3 protein-coding genes and 1 pseudogene are annotated in these 6188 nt (G+C 69.6%); 3 read left to right on the forward strand and 1 reads right to left on the reverse strand.

The genetic code is table 11. The features are described from left to right. Positions 1–249: 249 nt before the first annotated feature. Genes CCN37_RS24830 through CCN37_RS24840 form a run of 3 tightly spaced genes read left to right on the forward strand, consistent with a single transcriptional unit; the run spans position 250 to position 5563 of the window. A complete protein-coding gene (locus CCN37_RS24830) occupies positions 250–2244 on the forward strand; it encodes a tachylectin-related carbohydrate-binding protein (protein ID WP_086825230.1) in 1995 nt (664 codons plus the stop codon). Further along, positions 2241–4214: a tachylectin-related carbohydrate-binding protein gene (locus CCN37_RS24835; protein ID WP_168200842.1), complete on the forward strand. Its 1974-nt coding sequence runs from the start codon at positions 2241–2243 to the stop codon at positions 4212–4214. Before CCN37_RS24830 ends, CCN37_RS24835 begins: the two co-directional genes overlap by 4 nt. A 41-nt stretch (positions 4215–4255) precedes the next feature. After that, positions 4256–5563, forward strand: a complete 1308-nt coding sequence (locus CCN37_RS24840) for a hypothetical protein (protein WP_086825232.1) — start codon at positions 4256–4258, stop codon at positions 5561–5563. Positions 5564–5907: 344 nt separating this feature from the next. Here CCN37_RS24840 and CCN37_RS24845 read toward each other — a convergent pair. Further along, a pseudogene (locus tag CCN37_RS24845) lies at positions 5908–6177 on the reverse strand (substrate-binding domain-containing protein); the annotation flags it as partial. Positions 6178–6188 lie beyond the last annotated feature (11 nt).

Consider the following 6188-nt stretch of genomic DNA (forward strand, 5'->3'; position numbering starts at 1 on the left):
CGGACTCATCCGCTGCGCACAACTCCTGTCGAAGCAAGACTGAAATTTCTTGTCAGGGCCCGCCGTCCCGTAGTAGGGGCGGCGGGCCCTTTTTGTGCCGTTACGCTGGGACTTTGCGGCATTTGGCACATTGACCGGCGTCCGTTTCCCCGGAATGCTCACCACTGCGGAGCGCTCTCACGAGCGGGCCGCGTCGGGGATGCCGGTGCTCGCTCCAGAGCCCGGAATCGGCATGGGGGAAACACACAAATGACGCCCAGTAACACGGGCGCGCGTTTCCGCGCGCTCTCGGTAGCGGCCACCGTCGCTTCGACGCTGGTCCTCTCCGGTGCGGCACAGGCCGCGCCCGCGCCCGCACCTTCGCCCAAGGCTCCGCAGCAGGAGCTGACCTGCAGCAGCACGATCCGCACGCTCGGCGTGGACCCGAACGGCGGCCTCTGGCTGAACAACCACCTCGACCCCGCCAACGGCGAGGCGCGGTGGGGCGAGAACAGGCTCCTCGGTGGTGGCTGGACGGGCCGCACCATCGCGGGCCCGGACGGCTCGGTCTACGCCTTCATCAAGGAGGGCGAGATCCACCGCTGGCGCTGGAACGGCAACGGCTGGGACGCGCCGCCGCCCGGACAGGCCTTCGACGTCATCGCCCGCGGCGAGTGGGTCAAGAAGTTCCTGAACCCGGAGTTCCGCAACCGCGTGGCCTTCGACGGCTTCAACCACATGTACACCGTGGAGCCCAACGGTGAGCTGTGGGTCAACCCGTACAACGCGCAGACCCGCGTCTGGGGCCCGGCGCGCATGCTCGCCAAGGGCTGGGACCGCTACAACGCGATCTTCACGACCTTCGACGGCGTGATCTACGGCCGCGACAACGCGGGCAAGCTGTTCCGCCACCACTACAACGCCATCACGCAGCGCTGGATCGACGAGGCGGGCGTGGAGATCGGCAACGGTGGTTGGCAGGAGTTCACCCGGCTGTTCTCCCCCGGCGGCGACATCGTCTACGGCATGACCAAGAACGGTGAGCTCAAGTGGCACCGGGTCACCAACAACAAGCTGGACCCGCGCTCTGGCAAGGTCCTCATCTCGAACTGGACGGCGGAGGCGGACATCACCGCGTTCACCAACCAGTGCCCGCCGTCGCCGCCGCTGCTGCCCGGGCGCCCCGACGTGTGGCGCAAGGAGCACGGCCGCACCACGCTCTCGGTCACCCCTGACGGGCGCATCCACCACAGCTTCGTGTCCAACGACCGTCTGGTGGCCGACGCGATCCAGCAGGCTCCCGGCAACCTGGAGCTGGAGGTGCACCTCGCGCGCGGGCACGACGGCGCCAACGGCGCTCCCGTCTTCGGGCAGTCCGCCGACGGCACGCAGCACCTGGTGACGCACAACGTCGACTCCGACATGCAGCGCAGCACCTTCGGCACCACCTGGCAGCCCGGTGACGCGCTCAACGGCCGCATGGCCGGCGAGCCCGCGCTGATCCGCAACAACCGCAACGAGTTGTCGATCTACGCCTTCGACGGCGGCGGGTGGCTGTGGCAGCGCACGCAGGTCGGCCAGAACGGCGCGTTCGGCCCGTGGCGCAAGCTTTCCGTGTACCCGGAGACCACGAACTTCGTCGCCGACGCGCCCGCAGTGCTGCGCGCGGGTGAGTACAACCGGGTCTTCGGGCTCGACAAGTGGGGCGGCATTCAGTACGTCGACCTCGCGGCGGACCACGTGCCCAGCACCGGCACCGTCTGGCGCAAGCTCGCCTCCGACGTGACGTTCGCGAGCCGTCCGACCGTGACCGAGCTGCCGGGTGGCGGCCAGGCCGTTGTCGCGCGCGGGACCGACGGCAAGGTCCGCGTGATCACGGGCTCCAACAAGTGGGACGGCTTCAAGGACGCCACCTGGAAGGTCGTGGGCGACCGCACCTTCGCCGGTGAGCCGCAGGTCGTCGCGAGCCCGAACGGGGTTCCCGCGATCAGCGCCAAGGGTGCCGACGGCGCCCTGTACTTCACCGAGCAGGGCGGCGACGGCAGCTTCCTGCCGTGGGAGCTGGTGAGCGACGCGGGCATGTCCGCGACCGAGCTGAGCCTGGTCCGCTACGGCGCCAACTCGGTGGTCATGAGCTTCCGCGACGCTCAGGACCAGATCTACATCGGAACCCTGGAGTGGAACCAGAAGCAGGCGCCCGGCACCACCGCCAAGCGCTCCGCCAAGGTCAGCTTCGCCAAGGCCAAGAAGGTGATGGTCAAGTGAGGATCACCGCTCTCGCGGCAGTCGCCGCGCTGGGCTCGACGCTGCTCTTCGGCGGCGGCGCCGCCACGGCAGCTCCGAAGGCCAAGGCCGCCGAGCTGCTGTGCAACCCGCCCGTGCAGACGCTCGGCGTCGACCCCAACGGCGGGCTCTGGCTCAACAAGCACGAGGACCCGGTCGGCGGCGAGGCCCGCTGGGGCCAGGCCCGGCTGCTCAGCGGCGGCTGGACCGGCCGCACCATCGCCGGTCACGACGGCAGCGTCTTCGCGCTGATCAAGGAAGGCGAGATCCACCGCTGGCGCTGGAACGGCAACGGCTGGGACGCCCCGCCGCCCGGACAGGCCTTCGACGTCATCGCCCGAGGTGACTGGGTCAAGAAGTTCCTGACGCCGGAGTTCCGCAACCGGATCTCCTTCGACAACACCGGCGCGATGGTCACCATCGAGCCGGGTGGCGAGCTGTGGCGCAACCCGTACAACCCGCAGACCCACGCGTGGGGCCCGGCGCGGCTGCTCGCGACCGGCTGGGACAAGTACAACGCGGTCGTCACCTCGTGGGACGGCGCGATCTTCGGCCGTGACGCCCAGGGCAGGCTGTTCCGCCACCACCACAACGCCGCGTCCGACCGCTGGATCGACGAGGTCGGCGTGGAGATCGGCAACGGCGGCTGGCAGAACTTCACCCGCCTGTTCTCCCCCGGCGGCGGCCTGATCTACGGCATGACCACCTCGGGGCAGCTGAAGTGGCACCGGGTCACCGACGGCAAGCTGGACCCGCGCTCCGGCAAGGTGCTCGTCTCGGGCTGGACGGCGGACGCGGACATCACCGCGTTCACCAACCAGTGCTTCGAGAACACCCTCAGCACGCCGGAGGCGCCGCAGATCGGGGCGAAGCCGAACTCGCGCACGAACCTCTTCGCCAGGCGCGACGGCCGGGTCGAGCACGTGTTCGTCGACCACCAGCGCACGATGTTCCACCTCTCGCAGGCGAACCCGTCCGACGAGGGCGTGTGGCGGGTCGTCGAGGGCTACGACAACTTCGTCGGAACGCCGTCGCTCACCGAGAACTACAACGGCTCGCTCCAGCTGGCCGCGCAGGGCGCCGACAGCGGCGTGCGCGACAGCAGGCTGGACAGCCAGTGGTCCCCGGTCGGCGAGGGCACCGGCAGGATGTCCAGCCCGACCACGCTGGTGACCCCGCAGCCCGGCCAGGCCGTGGCCGTCGCGATCGACGCCGACGGCAAGCTCTGGGGCAGGGTGCAGAACCGCCAGAACGGCGTTTTCCCGTCGTGGAAGCGGATTCGGGTTCCGGCCGAGGGCGCTCCGGTGCTCAGCTCCACCGCGCCGACCGTGCAGAGCGTGCACTACTCGACGAAGCCGGACTCCATCCGGATCATCGCGGCCGACCGCACTGGCAAGCTGTTCGCCACCGAGGTCTCCACCGACCTGGTTCCGTTGGGGGACAACGGTTCCCGCTGGACCCAGCTCGGCACCGAGAGCGGCATCACCGGCCAGGTCTCGGCGATCACCAAGGGCGACAACCGATCCGACCTCGCCGTGCGCGGGGCGGACGGCCAGGTCTACGCGATGGCCGAGGACAACAACGGCTTCGTCGGCCAGAAGTGGCAGGCCGTCCCGGGACTGACCGCCGTGGGTGAGCCGCAGGCCGTGCACACGCCGACCGGCTCGCTCGGCATCGCCGCGCGGGACGCGGCGGGCGCGCTGCACTTCACCGAGCGCAAGGCGGACGGCACGTTCCACCCGTGGGAGCGGCTGGCGGCCAACGCCCCCGCTTCGGCGACCGACCCGAGCGTCGCGCGCTACCGCGACTCCCAGGTCGTGCTGTCCTTCCGGGACGCGCAGGACGAGCTCTGGATCACCTCGCTGAACTGGGGCGCTCAGGCTCCCCGCTCCGGCGAGAAGAAGGCCGACATCGCGAAGGCGACCTTCACCAAGATCAAGAAGAAGCGCTGACGTCCTGACGTCCTGCGCCGAAGGGCCGTTCACCTCTCCGGGTGGACGGCCCTTCGTTGTGGGACAACAAGGTGAACATGATCGGCATTCCACCGTCCACGCGCGACAATCGCGTCATGGAGAAGTGGGTGTGGTTCGGCTGCGGCGGCGCGTGCCTGCTGGCCGCGCTCGCGTTCTTCGTCGTGCACCGGCGGCGCAGGGAGACCAACCCGGCCAGGTACGCGCCGATGCTCACCACCACGATCTTCGGCGCGGCGGCCGCGATGTGCGTCGTCGTCGGCTGGCTGATCGCCACCGACCCCTACGTCAACCGCACCGAGGCGCTCAAGACCGGCGGCCTCGCGTCCGGTTCGATCGTGGCCCTGTACGCGTTGTGGCTCAACGACCGCAGGCGCCGCACCGACGAGTCGCGGCAGGTCGTCGAGGAGGATCGGCAGAAGCTGGAGCACGAGCGGCAGGAGCTGGAGCGGCTGCGCACCGAGCACGAGCGCGAGAAGACCGCCGACGAGCGCTTCGCCCGCGGCATCGAACTGCTCGGGCACGAGGCCGACCAGGTCCGCGTCGGCGCGCTGCACGCGCTGGCCGGGCTCGCCCGCAGCCACCCGCACCGCACGCAGACCGTCGTGGACATCCTGTGCTCGTACCTGCGGCGGCCCTTCGACCACCCGCGCTACCGGGACCTGCGGCACCGCTACCGCTCGGAGACCGAGGTCCCCACCGACTACGAGCCCGATGACAGCGAGTTCAGCAGCGACCCCGGCGTGGACCGCGAGCGCCAGGTCCGCATGGCCGCGCAGCGCCTGATCGGCGACGCCCTGCACAACCAGCCCGGCTGCACCCTCGACCTGACCGGCGCCGTGCTCGACCACCTGGCGCTGCCCAACGCGAAGCTCGGGACGCTGACCCTGCGCGGCGCCCAGATCTACGGCGACACCACCTTCGACGGCTGCCAGTTCTCCGGCGACGTCGACCTCGGCCGCGGCCACGTGTGGGGGCCGATCAGTTTCAGCGGCACCAAGTTCTTCGGCGAGCTGCGCGCGGTCGAGGCGGAGTTCTGGGACACCCCGGTCTTCTTCGGCATCTCCGCCGCCAAGTACGTCGACATGCAGCGGTCGCACTTCCACCACGGCGTGCTCTTCGACGAGTCCACCATCGCCACGCTCGTGCTCGCCGACGCCACCATCGGCGACGAGCTCATCGGCCTGCAGGACGTCGAGCTGACCAACCGCGACAACCGCGTGCAGCTCCCGTGGGGGTGGAACGCCGTCGTCGACCACAACGGCAAGGTCACCCGCGTCGACCCGCCAACCGACGAGGACCCCGACGACTCCCTCATCCCCTTCGGCTAGGCCCTACTCCGCTTCGCTTACGTGCTGAATGACTCGTTGAGGTGGTTGACCGCCCTCAATGACTCGTTCAGCACGTTCAACCACACCAATGACTCGTTCATGTGGTTGACGAGTCGGCCCGCAGCGAGGTCGGGCATGGTCAACAGGGGGTTTGCTGGTCTTGAAGACACCCCAACCCGGCCGCTTACGTGCTGAATGAGTCATTCAGGTGCTTCGGCTCGACGGCCCCCAACGGCCCATTTGGTGCGTTGAACGCACTGAACGGGTCGTTCAGTGCGTTGAGCGCACCAAACGACCCGTTCAGGGACAACGGCTCCGGCCGAGGCGGAGTGCGAGGTGGAGGGTCAGGGGCCGTACCACTGGTCGACGGGCTTGGGGGCGGCGGCGGTGGTGCCGATGACCAGCTCGGTGTCGAGGGTGACGGTGCGCGGGCGGCCGTGGTCGGCGTTGTCCATCAGCAGCCGTCCGGCGGCGCGGCCCTTCTCCAGCACGGGCTGGCGAACCGTGGTCAGCCCGGCGCGCTCGGCCTCGGTGATGCCGTCGAAGCCGGTCACGGTCAGGTCCTGGGGCACGCGCAAACCGCGCCGGTGCGCCTCGTTGAGCGCGCCTAGGGCCTGTCCTCAAA

Source organism: Allokutzneria sp. NRRL B-24872, from assembly GCF_002155965.1.
Classification (GTDB): domain Bacteria; phylum Actinomycetota; class Actinomycetes; order Mycobacteriales; family Pseudonocardiaceae; genus Allokutzneria.

Excerpts from the sequence above, each read along its gene's own strand:
- CCN37_RS24830 (WP_086825230.1), top strand. The coding sequence starts at position 250 with ATGACGCCCAGTAACACGGGCGCGCGTTTCCGCGCGCTCTCGGTAGCG.